General features: G+C 33.8%; 1 protein-coding gene. It reads left to right on the top strand.

Features of this window, described 5'->3' with window-relative positions; genetic code table 11:
• Window positions 1-31: 31 nt before the first annotated feature.
• Window positions 32-952 carry an IS3 family transposase gene (locus L950_RS25405; RefSeq protein WP_156169878.1) on the top strand — a complete coding sequence of 307 codons (921 nt, stop codon included), beginning with the start codon at window positions 32-34 and terminating at the stop codon, window positions 950-952.
• The last annotated feature ends 93 nt before the right edge of the window (window positions 953-1,045 follow it).

Here is a 1,045-nt window from a genome sequence, read left to right as displayed (position 1 = left end):
ACATTGAAGATTCAGAACTTGAACTTGAGATATTAAAAAGGCCACTAGGCAATCTTTCCAAGAGCGATCAATAATATATAAGTTCATAAATAGTAATCAACGAATATATCCGATTGAAAAGATGTGTAAGGTTATGGGAGTTGGTTCCAGAAGCTACTATGCTTGGAAAATTGGCTCTAAACAGCCTAATGATTCTAAAGTTGAGATTCTTGAAAATAGGATAATAATCATTTACTTTAAGAACAAACAGCGGTATGGAAGTCCTAGAATAGCTGCTGAGTTACTGGATGATGGAGTTAAGATTTCTAGAATTACAGTTGCTAAGTATATGAGAAATATGGGCCTGCGCAGTAAAATAGGTAAAAAGTTTAAGGTTACAACAGATTCAAAACATTCGCATAAAATAATGGACAACGTATTAAATCGCGAATTCACAGCTTCGGAACCATCAAAGTTTTGGGTATCGGACATCACTTACATCCACACCAAAGAAGGGTTTCTTTATCTAACCACTATTCTTGATTTGTATGACCGTAAATGTATCGGATGGAGCATCAGTGATACAATGAGTACTCAAGAGACTTCCCTGGCAGCTTGGAAAATGGCGATCAAGAATCGAAAATTGTCTGCTGGTCTGATTTTTCATTCGGATAGAGGGACACAATATGCATGCGAAAAATTCAGCAAGATATTAGATTCTTATAAAATCATAACCCGAAGTATGAGTAGAAAAGGTAATTGTTGGGACAATGCAGTTGCAGAAAGCTTTTTTAAAACATTGAAATCGGAACAAATATATGGCAACAAATTGGTGTCCAAGGAACAAATGAAGACTGACTTATTCGAATATATTGAAATTTGGTACAATAGAGAGCGTCGCCATTCTAAACTAGGAAATCTTACTATCGAGCAATTTAACAGCAGAAAACAAAATCTTAAAAAAACTGCTTAACTCATACTGCTGATTTTATTTGCAAGTCCACTATTTAATTTAATGATTTCTCTAATTAAGATACCTCAAAATAAGAATTTTAAATTTTTAATT

This window comes from Sphingobacterium sp. IITKGP-BTPF85 (assembly GCF_001006065.1).
GTDB classification, from domain to species: Bacteria; Bacteroidota; Bacteroidia; order Sphingobacteriales; family Sphingobacteriaceae; genus Sphingobacterium; species Sphingobacterium anhuiense.
Note: the sequence above shows the minus strand (reverse complement) of the source record. Positions and strands in the feature narration are given on the sequence as shown.